The following is a 17393-nucleotide window of genomic DNA, read 5'->3' as shown; positions in this document are numbered from 1 at the left end:
CGATGTCGCCGCCCCCTTGCTGCTCCAGCAGGCCGGTGATGTCTGGAGGCGAGGGGCGCTAGAATCCGGGGGGAGCTCCCTGAACCCTGGAGGCCGTCCCTTGAAACGATGCATCGCCGCATTGGTGGGTCTCTTCCTGGCGATCACGGCCCGCCCCGCCGCCAGCTTCGCCACCGGCAAGCAGGTGGAGCTCGCCAGCGTGGAGCTGGTCGAATCCACGGGGACGATCGCGTCCTGTGATGATGACGGAGTGCTCGACACGGGCGAGCGCGCGCGCGTGCGCGTCACCCTTCGCAACAGCGGCGCCGAGCGGCTCGAGCGGACGAGCATGACGCTCTCCAGCGGGGACACGAACCTCTCCTTCCCCGAGGGACAGAAGGTGTCCTTTCCCGCCTCGGATCCGCTCCAGACCGTCACGGCGGAGCTGGCGGTGAAGCTCTCGGGACCGGCCACGCCGCATGACCTGGCGCTGAACATCGCCTACCGGGATGAGGAGCAGTCGGAGCCCGGAGACAAGACGCACACGGTGGTGTACCGGGTGAACACGGACGCACTCCCGGGGACGAGTATCCTCGAGAAGGTGGACGCGCCCTTTCCCGCGTGGACCGTCACGGCGAGCCCGGCGAGCACCCCACCGTGGACGCGCCTGGCCGATTCGACGACCGGGAACGGGTACTTCCACGGACCGGACCACAAGGAGACCGGGGACCTCGCGCTCGTCTCGCCGCCCCTGCAGGTGTCGCAGACGGAGGCGTTCCGGGTCATCTTCCAGCAGCGCTACGACTTCGAGACGAACCCCTCGGGCATCCCCTACGACGGCGCCATCATCGAGCTGAGCGAGGATGACGGACTGAGCTGGGTGGACATCGGCGCCTCCGTGAACCCCACCTACAATGTGACGCTCGATGCGAGCAGGTCGAACCCGCTCCGGGGGAGGCGGGCCTATGGAGGCCAGAGTCTCAGCTACCCCGCGTTCACCAAGGCCACCGTCAGCCTGGGCACCACCTACGCGGGGAAGACGGTGCGCATCCGCTTCCGCATCGGAACGGACGACAGCACGGGCGCCACGGGCTGGGACCTGGATGACCTCCAGCTGGAGGGAGTGGTGAACAAGCCCTTCGCGACACTGGTGGCCCACCGGGGCATGTGCATCAACCGGGCGCCGGTGGCGGACGCGGGCCCGGCTCAGACTGTCAACGAGCGGCGGCAGGTGACGCTCTCCGGCAGCGGAACGGACCCCGAGGGCGGTGTGCTCACCTACGAATGGAAGCAGACCACGGGCACGCCCGTGACGCTCAGCGACGCGAGCGTGCCCAAGCCCACCTTCGTCGCGCCCGAGGTGACAGGGGACACGGACCTCCAGTTCGAGCTGCGGGTGCGGGATGGAGTGAACACGAGCGTGCCGTCCGTGACGACGGTGCGGGTGCTCGACGTCTCCGCGGGCAACCGGGTTCCCACGGTGCAGGCCGAGCCGGTGCTGAACGTGACGGAGGGAGACACGGTGACCCTGGTGGCCACGGGCGCGGACGCCGACGGGGACGCCCTCAGCTACGAGTGGAAGCAGGTGGGCACGCCCGCCGTCACCCTGGAGGGGGCCAAGGCGGCGCAGGCCACCTTCATGGCGCCCACGGTAAAGGAGCCACTCGAGCTCACCTTCCAGGTGGTCGCCAGCGATGGCCTGGACGTGAGCGCCCCGTTCACCGTCACGGTGAAGGTGAACAACCGTAAACCGGTGGCCCACGTGGAGCCGGTACCCAAGGTGGACGAGGGGACGAAGGTGACGCTCAAGGGAAGTGCCACGCAGGTGGATGAGGGGGACACGCTCGTCTACGCGTGGACGCAGGTGGGCGGCCCCACGGCGACATTGAGCGACAGCGCCTCGGCCACGCCCTCCTTCACCGCGCCCCTGGTGGACGCCGATACGGAGCTGACCTTCCAGCTCATCGTGAGTCTTGGGGGGGTGGCGAGCGAACCGGTGACGGTGAAGGTGCTCGTCCGGAACGTGCCCGACGAGCCGCCGGTGGCGCGTGCGGGAGGGGACCAGCGCATCAGCGAGGGCAGTGGGGTGACGCTCGACGGCTCGAAGTCGTCGGATCCGCAGGGCGCGCCCCTGCGCGACTACGCCTGGACGCAGGTGGATGGCCCCACCGTGACGCTCATGCCCGCGGGCCCGAGGGCCATGTTCAACGCGCCCGAGGTGGACGGGGAGACGGCGCTCACCTTCCAGCTCCAGGTGACGGACATCCAGGGCTTGAGCAGCACGGACACCGTCACCGTGTATGTGATCGACAAGGTGGCGCCACCGGACACCGGCTCGGGTTTCGGCTGCGCGGCGGGCCAGGATGGCGGAATGCCCACAACGGTCCTCTTGCTGCTGGCGGCGCTCGGCTTCACGCCGCGCCGTCCGCGTAGGCGCTCGCCGTAGCTCCCAGGCCGCCTTTCCCTCAGCTCTCGGAGCTGCTGCTCCCATTGGAAAGACAGTCATAAACGCCCAGGGAATGCTCCGAGCCGATTCCCCGCAGGCGTCCACTTCCGACGACCCACTGTTTTGCATTTTCTCCAATACCTGGAAAACCGCCTATCCTTGAAAAACACAGGAATGTTCTCTAATGTACAAATCGCCGGAGGTGCGAGGAGCCATGGGTTCCCGTCTCATTGGCATCCCATCGCGGCCCGCGATGGGGTCGTTCAATGGGCACGCCTCCGCCTTGGAGAGAACACATGCAATCCGCAGTCTGGCGCCCCATTCTCATGGCGAGCCTTTTCGCCACGTCCGTGGCCTGCGAGCCGCCCCCCACCGACACAACGTCACCCGAGCCTCAGCAACCCGCTTCGACAAACGCGGAGCTGGGGTTCGACAATGACAACCGGACCGACCTGACGGTCTGGCGTCCCTCGAACGCCCAATGGTTCACGATCTTCAGCTCGGGCATCGCCCCGGGGCATCCCCTCCACGGACAGAATGGCGACGTGCCGGTCGCGGGAGACTTCGACGGCGACGGCATCATGGACCGGACCGTGTGGCGGCCTTCCACCGGGTACTGGTACGTGCTCGGCAGCGCCTCGGGGACGGGCACGCTGTCCCAGCAGTGGGGAACGAGGGGAGACGTCCCGATCTCGGGTGACTTCGACGGAGACGCGAAGTCGGACTTCGCGGTCTGGCGCTCCATCGACACCACCGGCGCGGCCTATGGACAGGTCTTCGTCATCATGAGCTCCACCGGTGAGCGCAAGATCTTCAATTACGGCCCCTCCAACGGGGAGATCCCCGTCTCCGGTGACTACGACGGCGATGGGAAGACGGACTACGCCCTGTGGCGCCCCTCGGATGGCACGTGGAACATCATCTCCAGTGCAACTGGCATCCGAACCACCACCCAGTTCGGACAGAATGGCGACACTCCCCTCTCGGGCGACTTCGACGGTGACAGCAAGTCGGACCTGGCCGTGTTCAGGAGCGGCACCTTTCACATCCTCCGGAGCTCGAGCGGTACAACCACCAGCGTCGCCTGGGGCTCCGCGGGCGATGTGGTCGTCCCGGGCGATTTCGATGGTGACGACCTCTATGACTATGCCGTGTGGAAGCCCTCGAACGGCACCTGGTACATCAAATACTCCTCGAACATTGCCAGCACCACGCGGCAGTGGGGCCTCCAGGGTGACATCCCGGTCGGTGAGCCCTTCATCGGCAGGCCCCGGGCTCGCCTGACCCCCAACGCGCGAGTGCTCGGCAGCCAGGTGCGTGAGCAGATGCAGAGCTACGACCCGGCCAGCGGCACCCTCTCCTTCACCTCGGGGGCAACGAACTACCAGGTGGGCAACATCATCGTCAGCGAGCCCACCGCCCTCGCTCCCTACGGCATCCCTCCGCTCAAGGTGGTCTCCAAGAGCGAGGTGGGCGGACGTACCGTCTACCAGACCACCCCTTCGTCTCTCGATGAGGTGCTCGATGAGGCGGAGATCGATGTGTCCCGGGATCTCACCGCCGCCGACCTCGAGGAGACGGATGAGAACGGCAACCCGCTCCCCGCGAGCATGACTACGATGGGGGCGAAGCTCTGCAAGATCGACGGGCTCGGCATCAAGTGCGAGTACAGCGTGCCGGACGCGAACAGTCCGGTGAAGCTCACCGGCAGCCTCGAGTTCAAGGCGAAGCAGCAGTTCGCGCTCAAGTTCCGCAAGGTGTTCCGCATCAAGGAGTTCAAGGTCGCCGTGGGCGTGGACGAGAAGGCTCGGCTGGCGCTCGAGTACAAATACAGCCAGGATCTGTTCAAGTTCGAGACGACGATCGGGCAGTGGCGCATCAAGCGCTGGATCATCTTCATTGGCCCCGTCCCGGTGACGATCGAGATGTACATCAAATTCAAGGTGGGCGCCGAGGGTAAGGTGAGCCTGGTCACCGAGTACAGCGTCACCCAGACCGCGGGCGTCCTCTACGGTTACCGCTACACCCATGACCGTGGCTGGGAGACCATCAACGAGAAGAACTTCGATCTCGCCATCAAGGAGCCCTCGACGAACGGCCTGACCGTGAGCGGAGAGGCCAAGGCCTACGTGGCGGCGGTGCCTGGCGTTGGCATCTATGCCCCCGCGAAGATCGTGGGCGCCGAGTCCGACATTGGCTCGCTCCGTGCCTATGCGAAGCTCAAGGCCCAGGTGCCCGGCAATCCGCTGTGGACCATCACGGCGGGTCTGGAGTTCTGCAGCGGATTGAACCTGACGCTGAAGCTCAATCTGGGGATCATCAAGCGTGACTTCGAGTTCAAGATTGCCCAGGGCTCGTGCGCGGAGCTCGAACTGTGGAAGAAGCAGGGAGGCAGCACCGAGACGAACCTGGCCCGGAGCGCGGCGGTGACGGCCTCGAGCACCACCTACAATCCTTCCGCGGGATGGATCCTGACGAACATCAACGACGGCAAACGCGACTCGGTCCTCTATGACTCGCTCGGCTGGACGAGTGCTTACTCGAGCGTGCCGAACAAGACGGAGTGGCTCGTGTTCGACCTCGGCTCGAGCGCCACGCTCACCAAGGTCGACCTCTACCCCCGCAACGACGCGACCTACGGCTCTCTCGTGGGAGATGGTTTCCCGGTCGACTTCACGATTGACGTGTCCAATGACGGCGCGACCTGGCAGACGGTTGTCGTGCGCACGGGCTTCCTCAATCCGAGCGGCATGCAGAGCTTCGCCGTCTCCGTGCCGAGCGCCCGCTACGTCCGGCTCCAGGCCACCCGGCTCGACGATGTGACCGGCGGCTACTACATGCAGCTGGCCGAAGTGGAGATCTACGGCCGGAAGTAGCGTCTGACACGACGAGGAGCGGGAGTGATCCTCCCGCTCCTGCTCAGGTCTCGACGGGCTGAGGGACGCGGCGCCCGGTGAGGAGCAGTAACAGTTCCTTGCGCTTCGAGTGGTCCTACTCGGGGGAGATCGCGGGCAAGATCTGCATCCCCTTCATCGAGCCCGCGGACCTGCATGGGTGGAGTGATAACCACCTCTGCTACTGAGAATGGGGGGAGCCATTGACCGCTCGGGCCCGGTTGGGGGAAGGCGGCGAGGGCGCGGCGACAGCTCCTTCGAGGAGCGCCAGCGGCGGGTGCCCGAGAAGGTGTCAAACACCTCGTACAGCGGCCAGGACGGAAGCGATGAGGGAGTGGACGCCGCGAGTGGACCAGACGGAGCTGGTGCGCAGGACATTCGCGGTGGAGGTGTTCGCCAGTTCGAGCAGGACGGCTGTGGACGGTGATACTGAAACAGGCACTAAGATCACCCGCCGGGCTTGTCCCGCTTGCTCCCTCTCCGCCTGTCACTCGCCGCGTGCTCCGTGCGTGGTCGGCTGCGCTTGCTGGGCGGTGCCGTGCGGGGTGCTTCTGGCTGTCCCGCAGCATCCTCGGCTGGATCTAGTGCCCAAGTGCCCTCTTCCCAGCGTTTCAGGGCCTCCGAAGCTTCAAAAGCGGCCAGTCCTTCACCTTTTGCGATCTCCAGTAAGACGGCCTTGGCTTCCGCCGTGCGATAGCGCAGCAGGTAGACCGCCGCCATGCCTCGTACGTCCATTCGCGGGTGCGTGAGCAACATGGCGAGCGCATCCCGCCCCGCGTTCCCGTGAGCGCGCAACTTCTTGAACGTGGCGATCCGCTGCTTCGCGTGCCTGTTTCCGGTTCTGGCATCGCCTCGGAAGATTGCGTCCGTCTGTTCTGCTGTGTGGTGGGCAAATTTTTCCGCCAGTTCTTCTAGCTGTTCTATCTGACTTTCCAAATTCCCCTCCTGATGTTTTCAATTACCTTCAGTCCGAACTGACGCTGGGCTTCGTATGACTGAGTGCCAAGCCATTGCCGAATCGTCAGGGTGTTGGAGCCGGTGATTCCTTCTCGGATCGACGAGTAGAAGGCGCTCACGTCGGTGTGAAGCCCCTCGTTGAGTGCGGTGATGTTTTCGGTGTTGTGAAGGGCCTCGCCTCCAAACCGCTTCACATTGCCCGGTGTCTGCTCCACAATGTGATGCCATTGCTTTCCCGGGCCCGCTGGCCCCATTGCCGACCTGAAGCCACTAAACGACCCCCACGCCCTGTGTTCGTTGGGAAGGAGTTTTCCCCGGCTCGGCGCAGGATTTCCAGTGGCAACGCCTCGGGCAGCCATGGCCACGGCATGAGGCGCCAACACCATGCGGATCGTCCCCTCGGGCACCGAGACAATAACGCGCTCGGCTCCGGTTGCCGTCTCCAGCAAGCCCAAGCCGGTACTTGCCGCGACTCTCTCCGACGCTTGCGCGAATCCAGGTAGCTTCGGGGCCTTGGAAGCGAGCGCCACCGTTTCACCTATCGCCGCCGTCCCCACGATTACGAGAATCCGCACACTGTTGGGACCGATGACACGTCCGAAACGCTCGCCAATCGCACGCAACTCCGAAAAGGTAGAGGCCCGGGGCGCATCTTCGTAAAGCTGCGCATAGGCCCGCAGCAGATCGAAGAATTCATAACCGAGATACCCCCACAAGGCGGCGCTAAACACCAGGGCCGCGCCCTTTGTCACCGGCTCGGGCACTGGCGCCAACAGTAGCGCCATATAAACCGTGATGCTAATGCTAATCATCGCGAGCATTTGCGTAGGGTCGAGCATGGCCCGAACTTCCGCATTAACTCCTTCCAAGGCAGGACCCACCGCCAGGGCGAGCGCAATACTGCGCTTGTCGTCATCCTGGAGCCGGGGCCCGTCTTCAAACAGCGTCAAGCAATCCCCTGGAGTGCCGCACCGCTCGCAAAACTGCCCATAGGACCGGGCCAGGTCTGATTGCCATGCTTCGCCACTCAATGGCGCGGAAGCCAACGCCAGCCTACGGCCGACATACAGCGGGGGGCGGGACGCGGCCATCCGAAGCGGCATGTTGAGCCAAAGCGTTGTCATGGCTTCCAAGAACTCAGCGTCACCCACCTGCACAGGCGCGAAGTCCGTGGGTAGCTTGGTAAAGAAGGCCTCCCCCTGCCCCCTGGCCTCGGCTTCTGGCTCCAGCACCCCCACTTCGGGCGAGTTGTTCGGCACTGACGGCAGGTAACGGTACGCCGCACCCATCGGGGCCCCCGTGGCGCACGCTGTAACCAGCATCAACGCCGCCAGGGCCAGCGCACCCACGCGCGAGGGCCGCCGTGTGTCCATGGGACGCGAATTGGCGGAATTTTTCAACATCGCCACACCTCTCCGGGCGGGCCGCCCGAGTTGAAAGCTCAAAGCCGGAGATTACAGAGAGCGGCTGATACCATGGTCAAGCCACCGGGTCCGGTGAGGTGCTGAAAACTCATGGAGCGGCAGCCACGGCGCGAAACCTGGGCGCGGTAGAGCCACCCGCAGCGGGAGTAGCCGAGCCTCGGGCTCGGTGGAGGCCACCAGCGGCGCGTCAACTACCCTGGCACAGGGGGCCCCCCTGCCAGGAGGGGGGCGCGGCTCAGAGCGGCGGGTGACTTCTAGCGGAGGCGGCGGGAATCGAAGCCGCCGCTCGGAACTTCTTCTGAATGGTGGAACGAACCCGGGCAAGCCACTCCTCCAGGTCGAACGAATCGGATTCCTCGTGAGTCAGGAGGTATCCAAGAAAATCGAGGGGGCAGCGATCAAACAGAACGTTTCGCGCGCCCTCCTCATCTTCGAGCAACTCCATCGAGCGGCGAAGCTGTTCGAGGAAGTCTTCCAAGCACGGTGGAGAAGCGAACTTGTAACCTTCCTCTTCGAGGAGGTGGTACGGCTCGTCAACGACCCGATACTCAGCGAGTCGTTCCCCAAGCTCTTCAATGAGCGTCGACTTTCCCACCCGGTGCGTTCCAGTCACTGCGATGCGCATGCGTGTTCGTAACGCAGCTCTTTGGGTTCGTCAGCAGCAGGTGTCGACCGTGGGTGAGACTCGGTGATACGGCGCGCCCGTCCTACTCCGCTTTCTCTGTGAAGGAGCTTCGCTTCACTCTCGGGGCGTCCTGCGACATCCTCACCTGCGCGCCGACCTTCAGCGCATCCCTTTCGAGGTGGACAATGGGTTTCGTGAAGTACGTCGGAGTCGATGGTGCCGAGTTGAAGGCGGAGCGGGATGTGGTTCGTAAAGCGATCGGACGTCTGTTTGCTGGGAGGTCCCGCTATCTCTCGATGGGGCTCGATGAGACGGGTGATGTCTATATGATCATCAGTTGGTGTGCGCCGGGGGGTGTTTATGTCTCGGTTCGGGCTCCAGACGAGGAGGATGAGTACGATTTGATTGATTCCTCCAGGTCCTCCGAAGTGGTGGAGTGTGTCGTGGGGGATAGACGCCGAACGCTGACCCTGGATGCGCTCGTGACGCAGCCGGAGACGGTGGAGAGGGCAGCCGAGCGCTTCTTCTTGACGGGGCAGAGGCTCCTGGAGGCGACGTGGCGAAGAACCGAGGAGCGATACGCTCGGATATCCCGGGGCGAGCCTGTTCGTCGCTTGTGAGAGGGGCCTGGACGGATACCCCGGCCCTCTCCCGAGAGGAGAGGGCAAATGGGCTCAGCCCTGGACCGGGTACTGGGCGAGCAGTGCCAGCAACTCCTCTCCGTAGAGCTGCACGCGCTTGTCCCCGAAGTAGGGCACCGCGCGCAGTTCGTCGAGGCTCGCCGGGGGCCGTGACACGAGCGTGTCCATGGTGGCGTTGGGCAGCACCACCGACGGTGTCACCTTCCGCGCTCCCGCCTTCTCCACGCGCCACGCCTTCAGCGCGTCCTCGCGCTTGCGCCGGTTCGGGTCCTTCGGCCCCTTCTGCTCTCCCGGCTCCTCCTTCAGCTCTCCCCGGCGCGACTTCTCCAGCAGCTCGCGCACCAGGGCCAGCACCTCGTCCCCGTGCGCCCTCACGAAGGCGCCTCGCACTCCCGCCGCCCTCGCCAGCTCCTTGTTGTTGCCCGGCGGCTTCACCGCGATGTCCGAGATGGCCATGTTCGAGAGCATCCGCCCCATGGGGATGTTCTCCGCCTCGGCCCACTCCAGCCGCTTGCGGTGCAGTGCGTGGGCAATGGTGTTGGCCAGCAGCAGCTGCGGCGGCGTCAGCCCTCCCTTGGGCAGGCGCGGCTTGAAGTCCGCTCCCACGTCCGGCCTCGCCGCCGCCTCGTCGCACATGCGCTGGCAGTCGAGCAGCACCTCCTCGAGAATGTCCGCCTTCCGGCACTCCTCCCGCACCTGCCGGCCCAGCTCCACCAGGTAGCGCACGTCGTTTGCGATGTAGTCCCGCATCCCCGGTGGCAGCGGCCTCAGCGAGAAGTCTGACTGCTGGTGCTCCTTCGGCAGCTCCACGCCCAGCCGCTCGCGCGCCAGGTCCGCCAGCCCCACCTTGGGCCAGCCCAGCAGCGTGGCCGCCCGGTGGGTGTCGAAGAGTCCTCGCACTCGCACCCCCGCCTCGGCCAGGTAGGGCAGGTCCCCCGACGCGGCGTGGAAGAACTTGGTCCTCCCCGGGTCCGCCATCACTGGCGCCAGCAAGGACGGCACCACCCCTGGTTGGAGGGTGTCGAAGAGGTAGACCTCCTCGTCCGTGCCCACCTGGAGGAAGCACAGGCGGGCGCGGAAGGCGTGCATCGCGTCCGCCTCCACGTCCACGGCCAGCTCCGGGGCTTGCTCGAGTTTCCGGGCGGCCGCCTGGGCCCCCTCTGTATCGACGATATCCTGCGCACCTTGTGGGAAGGTCGGCATGGCGAAGAGCAGGCTAGCGGACCAGGTGTGTACGTGTAGCGTGTTTTTTCCCCAGCCGCCGCTAGGATGACAACCCCGATGAACCCCGACGTCCTTCGCCTCGAGAAGAACCTGCTCGGCCACATGGGCCGCGCCATCTCCGACTACTCCCTCATCTCCAATGGGGACCGCATCATGGTGGGGGTGTCCGGTGGGAAGGACTCGTACACCCTCCTGTACCTCCTCCGGGAGCTGCAGCGCCGCGCCCCGGTGAAGTTCGACTTGCTGGCGGTGAACCTGGACCAGGGCCACCCCGGTTTCCCGGCCGACAAGCTGGAGGGCTGGTTCAAGAGCGAGGGCTTCGCCTACAAGATGCTCAAGGAGGACACGTACTCCGTCGTCCTCGAGAAGACGCCCCCGGGCAAGACGCAGTGCACCGTCTGCTCCCGGCTGCGGCGCGGCATCCTCTACACGGCCGCGGTGGAGCTGGGCTGCAACAAGATCGCCCTCGGCCACCACCGGGACGACCTGGCCAACACCCTGCTGCTCAACCTCTTCTTCGCTGGCTCGCTCAAGGCCATGCCCCCCATCCTCAAGAGCGACGATGGGCGCAACACCGTCATCCGCCCGCTGTGCTACGCGCCGGAGAAGGAGATCGCCGCCTACGCCGAGGCCCGGCAGTTCCCCATCATCCCGTGCGACCTGTGCGGCTCGCAGGAGAACCTGCAGCGCAAGCGCATGCAGCGGCTGATGGAGGAGCTGGGCAAGGAGATTCCCAACGTCCGCCAGAGCGTGCTGTCCGCGATGAGCAATGTACGGGCGAGCCACCTGATGGACCGGAGCCTTTTCGACTTTGCGGCGCTCGCGTCCGAGGGTACTCAGGCTGAGCAGGCGCAGGAGCAGGACGACGGCAGCAAGAACCCTGGGAGGGCTGGCGGATGCCTCGAGAGCAGGCAGTGAAGTCGCGCAAGGAGCGCAACGCGGCACTGGTGGAGGTGATGCTGCTGGCCGCCATGGCGGACGGCCGGGTGTCGCAGCAGGAGATGCAGACGTTGTTGCGGCGCGTCATCGAGCGCCCCGAGTTCGAGGGCACCACGCCCGAGGAGCTCAACGCGCTGGTGGAGGCGAGCGCCCAGCGGCTGTCCAAGGCGCATGACCTGGAGGAGATTCTGGCCTCCCTGCGGGCGCGGCTGCCGGACCACAAGAACCGGATGCTGGCCTTCGGGCTGGCGGCGTCCATCGCGTTCTCGGACCACCGGGCCACGCGCACGGAGCTGGGTCTGCTCAAGACGTTCCAGGCCGCGCTCGGCATCTCCGAGGACGAGGTGGCGCAGATCGTCGACGTCATCGAGGGCGGAGGCAGCCTGGCGGAGGCGCTGGGCGAGCCGCTCGAGCGCCTGTACGCCGAGGTGATGGTGCTGGTGAGCGCGGCGGATGGGCACCTGAAGGAGGCGGAGGCGCGGGCGCTGGTGGAGAGCTTCGCGTCGGATCCGCTCTTCCACAACGTGAGCCCCGAGCGGGCCCAGGCCTTCGTGAGCGAGGCGGTATCGGCGCTGTCGGCCGAGGGCCTGCCCGCGCGGGTGCAGGTGCTGGCGCACGGACTGACGACGCACACCCAGCGGCTGAAGGCCTACCGGCTGGCGACGAAGATTGCCCACGCGGCGGGCCAAGAGCCGAGCGTGGGCGAGCAGCGCATCCTCAACATGCTCCAGGCCACCTTCGGGCTCGCGGACGACGAAGTGGCGCGCCTGGACCGCGAGGCGTAAGAAGGAGGCGCCCCCCGCCCACACCATGTCCGTCTCTCCCCCCAATCCGTCACGCTTCTTCTTCCGATTCGGTCTGCCGCCCTCGCTGGGCAACACGCTGGCGCGCGAGCGGGCCGAGCAACTCACCGCGTTCATCGAGCGCTCCCTGGACCGGAAGGTGGAGGTGAGCGTGGCGGCCAGCTACGAGGCGCTGGCGAAGGATCTGCTGGCGGGCCGGGCGGACGCGGTCTGGGCGCCGCCCTTCGTGTGCGCGCGGGTGGAGGCCATGGGGGTGCGGGTGCTGGCGCGCGGGGTGCGGCGGGGCCGCTCGTCGTACCGGTCGGCGCTGGTGGCGCGCGCCGGCTCCGGGCTGTCGCTGTTGAAGCTGCAGGGCTCGCGGGTGGCGTGGGTGGACCGGGACTCGGTGGCGGGCTACCTGCTGCCGGTGGCGTGTCTGAAGGCCAAGGGGCTGGAGCCGGCGAAGACGTTCGCCTCGCAGCAGTTCTCGGGCTCGTACAAGGCCGCGCTGGAGTCCGTGCTGAGTGGGGCGGCGGACGTGGCGAGCGTCTTCTGTCCGCCGGAGTCCACGGGGCTGACGTACGCGGACGGCGTGGAGGTGGTGCTGCCCGGGAAGGGTGGGGCCTTCGAGCTCATCGCCTACACGGATGAGGCGCCCAACGACGGGGTGCCGGTGGGCATGGGCGTGGCGCCGGAGCTGGTGGGCCAGCTGGAGCGGGCGTTGCTGGCGTTGCACGAAAGTGACGAAGGCAAGCGCCTGCTGGAGGAGCTCTTCTCGGCGGAGCGCTTCGAGCCGGCGCCGCGCATGGGCTACCGGGCCCTCTACCGTGTGGCGCTCGCGAGCCTCTGAGCCTTCACGCCCGCGAACTGCACATTGAAGGTGCCGACACAAGGCGTTATTGCCAGGGCTCCCCTTCCTCACGAGGAGCCGTATGGCGATCAAGGTTGGTGACCAGGCCCCTGACTTCACCTTCACCCAGAAGGATGGCAATCCGGGCAGCCTCAAGTCCCTGCTTCAGAAGAAGAAGGCCGTGGTCCTCTACTTCTACCCGAAGGACGAGACGCCGGGCTGTACCGCCCAGGCCTGCTCCTTCCGCGACTCCTATGAGTCCTTCACCGAGGTGGGGGCCGAGGTCATCGGAGTCAGCCATGACTCCTCCTCGTCCCACGACTCCTTCGCCTCCAAGCACCGGCTGCCCTTCACGCTGATCAGCGATGGGGATGGGGCGCTGCGCAAGAGCTATGGGGTGCCGCGCTCGTTCCTGGGCCTGCTGCCGGGCCGGGTCACCTACGTGATCGACCACAACGGGGTCGTCCAGCACGTCTTCAACTCCCAGATCCAGGCGACCAAGCACATCTCCGAGGCGCTGGAGGTCGTGAAGCGGCTGCAGGCCTGACGTCGCTCCGGCGCTCGTGCGCTACACGCCGGGAGCCCCGGCCCGCGCGGGGCCCAGTTGCCGGCCCTGAAGCGAGCTCGGGGCCTCCGGGAGCTGCTCGATGCGGTACTGGGGCAACGCGCGGAACAGCAGCCAGTCTCCGCTCGCGAGGGGCCCCTTCACCAACTGCCCGGTGTCGAGCAACTGCCGGCCGATGGGCACGGAGGTGTCGCCGAGCGCGAGCTGGAAGCGGACGTGCTCCAGCCGTCCATCGTCCAGTGTGGCCCGGCCCTCCACGTACACGCTGTCGTCGCGGAGGAAGAGCTGCGAGGCCCCCTCCACCCGGCCGTAGGAGTTGTCCGCGAGGATGAGCTCGAACTCCTCCTCGCGGAGCACCGAGGGGATGTCCCCGCTCGGGGTGTGGCCCACCACGACCCGGTGGATACCCGAGCGGGCGAGCCTCGCGATGAGGGCGGGAGAGGGCAGTCCGGGATGGTTGCGCTCGTCGGCCATGCGCCCGTACACCACGCTGGCGGTGTTGATGCGCTTGCCCGGGGTGGGAGCCTGGTAGGCGATGAGTGGCTCCCAGGCCGGCGTGCCATTCATGTCCAGCCGTCCCTCGATGAAGGCCTCCATCTGCTCGCGATACCAGCGGTTGAGCGCGTCCACCCAGGCGTCCACCTCACCCACCGGGCCGCGAGAGGGCACCACCCCGAGGCTGTCTTCGTGCACCCCGCCATGGACGAAGAGGGTGTTGCCGATGCGGTGGGCGAGCTGTCCCTCCGCGAGGTAGTCACGCATCGCTCCTTCGGGACCGAGGTCCTCGAGGAAGCTGGTCACTACGTCCTCTTCGCTCACGGGTTGGCCGGTACGGGACAGCTCGGTGTGGCGGAACGCGAAGGCTTCGTGCGCCCCCATGGTGTTCTCGAAAATCCACCGCAGGAGCACCGGCCGTGGGGCGCTCCGGATGTCCGCGGGGGTCCGGGCGAGGGGATGGCCGTTCAGCTCGCGCACCAGGCGCAGCTTGTTGATGTCCCGGTTGCCCGCCAGCAGCACCACCTGCGAGGGCTGCCGGCGTCTGGCGTCGAGGAGCGTCTGGACCACCCGGCGCCCATCCGGGCCGCGATCGATGGCATCTCCCCCGAAGACGAAGGTGGCGCCCGGCCGCACCACCAGCCGCACCCCTTCCTCGAGCGACACGTGCGGGTTGTCCCGGCAGAAGCTGGCCAGCTTCTCCCAGATGCCCTCCACGTCCGTGAGGTAGGCGACAGGGTGGTCGGACTTGCTCGTCCCTGACAGGGTGCTGGCCATGGGGAGATGGTGCCCCTCCTCGGACGTGCGCTCAAGGACGCCCGACATGGGGCTCGCCGGAGTCAGGGCTCGTCCGGCACCTGGGGTGCCTGTTCCCAGGAGAAGGTGATCTCATTGTCGAGCTCGCCCACCTGCCTTCCGCTCACCTGCACGCCCCGGGTCCCCAGCACCTCGAACAGGGCGAGCAGTGCGCCCTCGTGAATGAGGTGGAGCATGAAGTCGTGCCGGGTGATGAGGAGCCCGCTCCGGGGTCCCGTCCACTGCACCGAGCACTCCCCGTAGCTCACCGCGGTTCGATAGGCCGTGGGCAGGTTGCTGATCAGCATCCTCGGATTGCCCTGGGTGACCATGAGCAGCGCCTTGCCCAACGCGGAGGACAGGAAGGGAGGGGCCGCCATGGACCCCACGTGCCGCATCGCGGCCTCGAAACCCCCGTGCTGCTCCTGCAGGAGCCACGACGCCGTGTAGATGACCCGGAGATACGCGGTGACGGGATACCTGAAGAAGCTCGTGAAGCCCGTCTCCCCACCCGCATCGAGACAGTGCTGCTCCGCTTCGTCTCCGAGGCTCCTCACTGCCGCCAACGCGCCATTGAAGAAGAACCCGCGCATGGTGTCCATCGGCCTCGCCAGCGCCAGCCGCCGTTCGAGCTCCTGTGCGGAACCGAGGTCCCGCACGTTCTGTCTGAGTGCCTTGCCGCTCATCCTTTCTTGCCCCCCCGCCCTCGGATGTGAAAGGGCCAGCAGGATGCAGGAAGTGCCCGCGAGGGCAAGCATTCCCTTGAGCTCTTGTGCGCAATGCGTCATGTCCCGCCGCGCACGCGCTCGGGAGGGGGGCCTACTGCTCCTCCGTTCTACGCTTCATCCCAGAGGGCGGCGAGCTCCAACTCCAACGCCTCGAAGGGTTCAGCGCGCACCCGGGCCGTGCCGGTGTAGGTGCTCAGCAACGAATAGCGTGCTCCCTCGAGCCGGAACACCTCCAGCATCCGCACTTCCGGGTCCAGGAGCCAGACGTGCCGCACGCCCTCGCGTGCGTAGACAGGGAGCTTGGCCGCTCGGTCCAGGGTGGCCGTGGAAGGGGAGAGCACCTCACATACCCAATCCGGCGCGAGCGTGAAGGCCGTGGTGCGTGGCGCGCGGGGCATCCGCTCCCTGCGCCAGCCGGCCAGATCCGGCACCAGCACGTCCTCCCCCAGGTGCAGCTTCGGCTCATCCAGGATGACCCATCCGCCGGGGCCTCCCCGTGCCCGGTGGAAGGCTCCTCCCAGCTCGATGCCCAGCACGGAGGCCGCCACCGTGTGGGGACCTGCTGGCCGGGGACTGACGTGGAGCTCTCCGTCGATGAGCTCCCCCACGACATGCTCCGGGAGTGCCTCCAGGTCGGCGTAGGTGGCCGGTTTATGTCCCATGGCTCTCCCCTGTTCCTCGACGCCCGTCTCCATGTTCATGGAGCCGGTCTAACACTCCGGTCTGACGTCCCAGGCCACCTGACACCACCTTCCCTGGGAAGTTGTCTCCGGAAGAGTCCTGGCGCAAGTTTCCTCATGCTCCGGCCACCGGCATTCCCAACCAGCGGGGCGAGGTCCTACTGCTCCTCCGTCTCCTCGCCAGAACCCGCGCCGCGAGTGTTCGCGGGACGCCGGGCCGGGGACGCCGGAGCGGCCTGCGCGCTCTTGGGGCGAGCGGGAGCCTGGGCCTGCCGGGACTGCACGGGCCCCACCTTGGTCGACGAGGGCGAGCTGGCCTCCCGCGCGAGCCTCGGGTCGTACTGGATGACGGTGGGCTCGCTGGCGAAGCGCTCCTCCTCGAGCTCCGAGGCGTACAGGTCCTTCATGAACGCGGTGAGGTGCGCTGGGGTGCCCGGCAGCCGCGCGGCGAGCAGGAAGTCCTCGAGCGCGAGCTGGAACTCTCCGGCGCTCTGGAAGCGCTCCTCGCGCTTGCGGGCCAGCGCCTTCATCACCACCGCGTCCAAGGACTTGGGCAGGCCGGGCACGGCCTCGGAGGGGAGGACGACCCGGGCGCCCACCACGGCCTTGAGGGTGGCGAGGTCCGACTCGCGCTTGAAGAGCCGCTGGCTGGTGAGCAGCTCGTAGAAGACGGTGCCCAGGCCGTACACGTCCGAGCGCGCGTCGAGCTCCTCGCCGCGGGCCTGCTCCGGGGACATGTACGCGTGCTTGCCCTTGATGGTGCCGACGATCGTCTGCGACAGCTTCCCCGAGGCCTTGGCCACGCCGAAGTCGATGAGCTTCACGTTGCCGTTGAAGCCCACGAGCACGTTCTGCGGGGACACGTCGCGGTGGATGATGCCCAGCCTGCGGCCCGAGGGCGAGCGGGCCTGGTGCGCATGGTCCAGCCCCGCGGCGGCGTCCGCGATGATGCGGCACTTGAGCCCCAGGGGCAGCCCGCCCTTGCGGTGGTTGGCGCGGGCGTTCACCTGGCTGACGGCCTCGCCCTGCACGTACTCCATGGCGATGAAGAGCACGCCATCCACATCCCCCAGCTCGTAGATTTGAGCGATGTTGGGATGGTTGAGGTTGCCGGCGATGCGCGCCTCGTCCAGGAACATCTGGATGAATTCCTGGTCCTCGGACAGGTGCGGCAGCAGCCGCTTCACCACCAGCAGCTTCTGGAAGCCCACGGGCCCCTTCTGCCGGGCCAGGAAGACCTGGCCCATTCCGCCAGTAGCCAGTTTGCGCAGCAGCTCGTAACGGCCGAAGATTTCCACGGGAGGGGACAACCATAGCCGCCCCGGGCCCGCCAGAGGAAGGGACCCCGCCTCTTGACGGGATCCTTTCC

General features: G+C 66.7%; 14 protein-coding genes and 1 pseudogene. 7 read left to right on the top strand and 8 right to left on the bottom strand.

Annotated features, from left to right (window positions below; all coding sequences use genetic code 11):
* The first annotated feature begins 100 nt into the window (after positions 1–100).
* Both DAT35_RS10655 and DAT35_RS10650 read left to right on the top strand, forming a co-directional pair.
* On the top strand, positions 101–2425 hold the full coding sequence (locus DAT35_RS10655) for a PKD domain-containing protein (RefSeq protein ID WP_146209664.1): 2325 nt from the start codon (positions 101–103) through the stop codon (positions 2423–2425).
* A 296-nt stretch (positions 2426–2721) separates the two neighbouring features.
* Positions 2722–5301 carry a discoidin domain-containing protein gene (locus DAT35_RS10650; protein ID WP_158501643.1) on the top strand — a complete coding sequence of 860 codons (2580 nt, stop codon included), beginning with the start codon at positions 2722–2724 and terminating at the stop codon, positions 5299–5301.
* 594 nt (positions 5302–5895) lie between these two features.
* Here DAT35_RS10650 and DAT35_RS10640 read toward each other — a convergent pair.
* The 3 genes and pseudogenes from DAT35_RS10640 to DAT35_RS10630 all read right to left on the bottom strand — a co-directional run.
* Positions 5896–6243: pseudogene (locus DAT35_RS10640) on the bottom strand (DUF2019 domain-containing protein); the annotation flags it as partial.
* Positions 6240–7679 (bottom strand): hypothetical protein, encoded by a 1440-nt coding sequence (locus DAT35_RS10635; RefSeq protein ID WP_146209663.1) that lies wholly within the window; start codon positions 7677–7679, stop codon positions 6240–6242. The pseudogene DAT35_RS10640 and the gene DAT35_RS10635, both read right to left, overlap by 4 nt.
* Positions 7680–7935: 256 nt before the next feature.
* Entirely contained in the window at positions 7936–8325 is a 390-nt protein-coding gene (locus tag DAT35_RS10630) for an AAA family ATPase (RefSeq protein WP_108066825.1), read from the bottom strand.
* Between the two features lie 185 nt (positions 8326–8510).
* Here DAT35_RS10630 and DAT35_RS10625 point away from each other — a divergent pair, with 185 nt between their 5' ends.
* Positions 8511–8945: a hypothetical protein gene (locus DAT35_RS10625; protein ID WP_108066824.1), complete on the top strand. Its 435-nt coding sequence runs from the start codon at positions 8511–8513 to the stop codon at positions 8943–8945.
* Between the two features lie 54 nt (positions 8946–8999).
* On the opposite strand, the gene DAT35_RS10620 is transcribed toward DAT35_RS10625, so the two are convergent.
* Positions 9000–10169, bottom strand: coding sequence for a ribonuclease D (locus DAT35_RS10620; protein WP_108066823.1), 1170 nt, complete (start codon positions 10167–10169; stop codon positions 9000–9002).
* A 66-nt stretch (positions 10170–10235) separates the two neighbouring features.
* Between DAT35_RS10620 and ttcA the strand changes: the two genes are divergently transcribed.
* From ttcA to DAT35_RS10600, 4 genes are all read left to right on the top strand, one after another.
* Positions 10236–11108, top strand: a complete 873-nt coding sequence (ttcA, locus tag DAT35_RS10615) for a tRNA 2-thiocytidine(32) synthetase TtcA (RefSeq protein WP_108066822.1) — start codon at positions 10236–10238, stop codon at positions 11106–11108.
* Positions 11087–11914 (top strand): TerB family tellurite resistance protein, encoded by an 828-nt coding sequence (locus DAT35_RS10610; protein ID WP_108066821.1) that lies wholly within the window; start codon positions 11087–11089, stop codon positions 11912–11914. Before ttcA ends, DAT35_RS10610 begins: the two co-directional genes overlap by 22 nt.
* Before the next feature lie 25 nt (positions 11915–11939).
* Entirely contained in the window at positions 11940–12761 is an 822-nt protein-coding gene (locus tag DAT35_RS10605) for a phosphate/phosphite/phosphonate ABC transporter substrate-binding protein (RefSeq protein ID WP_108066820.1), read from the top strand.
* An 82-nt stretch (positions 12762–12843) separates the two neighbouring features.
* Entirely contained in the window at positions 12844–13308 is a 465-nt protein-coding gene (locus tag DAT35_RS10600) for a peroxiredoxin (RefSeq protein WP_108066819.1), read from the top strand.
* A 21-nt stretch (positions 13309–13329) separates the two neighbouring features.
* Here the strand turns inward: DAT35_RS10600 and DAT35_RS10595 are convergent, their stop codons facing one another.
* From DAT35_RS10595 to DAT35_RS10580, 4 genes are all read right to left on the bottom strand, one after another.
* Positions 13330–14598 carry a metallophosphoesterase gene (locus DAT35_RS10595; protein ID WP_158501642.1) on the bottom strand — a complete coding sequence of 423 codons (1269 nt, stop codon included), beginning with the start codon at positions 14596–14598 and terminating at the stop codon, positions 13330–13332.
* A 62-nt stretch (positions 14599–14660) separates the two neighbouring features.
* The gene (locus DAT35_RS10590; protein ID WP_108066817.1) at positions 14661–15302 is read right to left on the bottom strand and encodes a TIGR02265 family protein; all 642 of its coding nucleotides are present in this window, start codon (positions 15300–15302) and stop codon (positions 14661–14663) included.
* 149 nt (positions 15303–15451) lie between these two features.
* Entirely contained in the window at positions 15452–16006 is a 555-nt protein-coding gene (locus tag DAT35_RS10585) for a Uma2 family endonuclease (protein ID WP_108067224.1), read from the bottom strand.
* A 176-nt stretch (positions 16007–16182) separates the two neighbouring features.
* The gene (locus DAT35_RS10580; RefSeq protein WP_369945546.1) at positions 16183–17358 is read right to left on the bottom strand and encodes a serine/threonine protein kinase; all 1176 of its coding nucleotides are present in this window, start codon (positions 17356–17358) and stop codon (positions 16183–16185) included.
* Positions 17359–17393: the final 35 nt, after the last annotated feature.

The organism is Vitiosangium sp. GDMCC 1.1324 (assembly GCF_003044305.1).
In the GTDB taxonomy this organism is placed as follows: Bacteria; Myxococcota; Myxococcia; order Myxococcales; family Myxococcaceae; genus Archangium.
Note: the sequence above shows the minus strand (reverse complement) of the source record. Positions and strands in the feature narration are given on the sequence as shown.